Raw genomic sequence first — 1,807 nt, 5'->3', positions numbered from 1 at the left:
ACGTCGCCGCCCTTCAGCTCGATGCCAACGATGCCGTTGACAGCACCCTTCTCGATGGAGACAACCTTGCCCTTGAGCTGATTGCGTGCGCTGAGTTTCATGTGATTCCCTCCCTTGTTTTGTAGTAACTCATACAGTATAACACAAAAACCTGAAAAATTCGTGATAAACATCACAAATTCTTCAGGGGTTTCGGCGGGGGATCAGCGCAGGAATACGACGTTCGTCGCGTCGAGGAAGCCGCTCGCGTTGTTCTCAAGGAGGAGGCGGTTCGCATCGTTCGCGGAGAGGACGGGGTTCGCCCCGCCGTCGACACTGACGGCACGGAGGCGCAGCGGGTTCGTGCCCGCGCGTGTCGCATCCGCATCGCTGCGTGTGTAGGATGTCATGCCGCTCTGGACGACTTTGTCACTGTCGAGGTTCTTGTAGCCGTAGATGGGGCGGCCGTTCTCTGCCTTGATGACGGGGCTCATGGCAGGGCGCAGTCCCAGCCCCGTGCAGTCGATGATGACGCCCGTGTAGCCGCCGACTGCGCGCCCCGTGGGAACGATCTCTGCGGGCGGTGTGGTGGGGGCGATCGGCGTCTGTACTGCGGGGGCGGGAGCAACGGGGGCTGCACCGTGGGCGCAGGGGTGACGAGGATTTGCATGGTAGGTGCGGACGTGTCGGGCATTGTCGAAGTCTGTGGTGTCGGATGCGTCGGGCGAAGCTGCGCGGGCTCGCTCGGCGCAGCAGGTGTTGTCACTGCAGGCTGTGTCGGACGGAGCAGGTTTTCTATCGCAGCGGGTGTGCTCGGGCGGAGCGGCGTCGGTGTCGTCACACGGTTCGTTGCGCTGTTCTGCATCTGTGCGCGGTCGTAGGTGCCGTAGCCTGTCGTGTCGTAGTTCTGCGGCTGATATGGGACGTAGACGCTCTGGGGGGATGTCCAGACCTCGGGCATCTTGTTCGGTGCGAAGACCGTGCTCGCAAGCGAACCGCTGCCATAGACGGGCAGTTCGAGCGTTACGGTGTAGGAGCCGTCGCGCTGCAACTTCTCCGCGCGGATCTCGACCCCTTGATGAGTGCGCTCACATGGGTGCGGACACTTGTGTTCGCGAGCATGAGGTTCTCTACGGTGGTCATCGCATCGACGTTCACACCGTTTACCTGCTCCGCGAGCTGACGATAGGCATCGCTGATCGCTGCACGTCGGGCAAGTGCCTCCGCCTGCGTGCCGCTTGTCCCTGCAGGGGCGATGCCGAGACCGACGACGCGGATCGTGCCGCCGTCCCACTGTGCCGCCTCATCCGTGCCGTTCATGCAGACGGCGAGCGCGAGCATAAGGACGGCAAGGGCGAAGGATTTTACAATGTGCATGGAATATTCCTCCTTTATAGAGTTCTTCATCTTCGAATATCGCAAACAAAGGACAAAGAATAATAAGAACACAATTAGTATTTCTTGAGAGAATAATGAAGTGAAAACAAGTTTTTATTGCAAATAGAAATCAGTTATAATATAATAAGTGAAATAGCGGGAATGAACCGCAGCATTATTTGTTTTTCGATGGGAGGAAATCGAATGAAGAAAAAGTTTTTGGCAGCAATGCTCGGCGCAGCGATGGGGCTCGGTATGTATGCAGCACCTGCAGATGCACACGGTGTTTTCTTTGCGAACCGTGTCGACACGAAGGCACTCGTGCTTGGCGAAGGTCCGCTTGACAATGCGTATAACCCGGCGTGCGTGCAGCGCATTGATGCCTATGACGTGAATTTCCAGCCGACGACGGTGGAGCGCGTGGACGGCGAGAAGAACATCAGCATTGTGC

The 1,807-nt window shown here is 57.9% G+C and carries 4 protein-coding genes and 1 pseudogene; 1 reads left to right on the top strand and 4 read right to left on the bottom strand.

What is annotated here, in order from left to right; translation table 11 throughout:
- The 4 genes from ACO6BQ_RS12520 to ACO6BQ_RS12505 form a co-directional block, all read right to left on the bottom strand.
- Window positions 1–101, bottom strand: a 101-nt coding sequence (locus ACO6BQ_RS12520) for a TOBE domain-containing protein (protein ID WP_489121471.1), incomplete at its 3' end; no start/stop codon positions are given.
- Window positions 102–203: 102 nt separating this feature from the next.
- The gene (locus tag ACO6BQ_RS12515; RefSeq protein ID WP_489121468.1) at window positions 204–473 is read right to left on the bottom strand and encodes a hypothetical protein; all 270 of its coding nucleotides are present in this window, start codon (window positions 471–473) and stop codon (window positions 204–206) included.
- Entirely contained in the window at window positions 470–1,030 is a 561-nt protein-coding gene (locus ACO6BQ_RS12510; protein WP_489121467.1) for a hypothetical protein, read from the bottom strand. The genes ACO6BQ_RS12515 and ACO6BQ_RS12510 overlap by 4 nt, the downstream gene beginning before the upstream one ends.
- The gene (locus ACO6BQ_RS12505; protein WP_489121464.1) at window positions 1,003–1,356 is read right to left on the bottom strand and encodes an LPP20 family lipoprotein; all 354 of its coding nucleotides are present in this window, start codon (window positions 1,354–1,356) and stop codon (window positions 1,003–1,005) included. Before ACO6BQ_RS12505 ends, ACO6BQ_RS12510 begins: the two co-directional genes overlap by 28 nt.
- Before the next feature lie 204 nt (window positions 1,357–1,560).
- Here ACO6BQ_RS12505 and ACO6BQ_RS12500 point away from each other — a divergent pair.
- Window positions 1,561–1,807 (top strand): annotated as a pseudogene (locus tag ACO6BQ_RS12500) (DUF4198 domain-containing protein); the annotation flags it as partial.

The sequence above is a fragment of the Centipeda sp. (in: firmicutes) genome (assembly GCF_057271695.1).
Note: the sequence above shows the minus strand (reverse complement) of the source record. Positions and strands in the feature narration are given on the sequence as shown.

Excerpts from the sequence above, each read along its gene's own strand:
- ACO6BQ_RS12515 (WP_489121468.1), bottom strand. The coding sequence starts at position 473 with ATGAGCCCCGTCATCAAGGCAGAGAACGGCCGCCCCATCTACGGCTAC.
- ACO6BQ_RS12505 (WP_489121464.1), bottom strand. The coding sequence starts at position 1,356 with ATGCACATTGTAAAATCCTTCGCCCTTGCCGTCCTTATGCTCGCGCTC.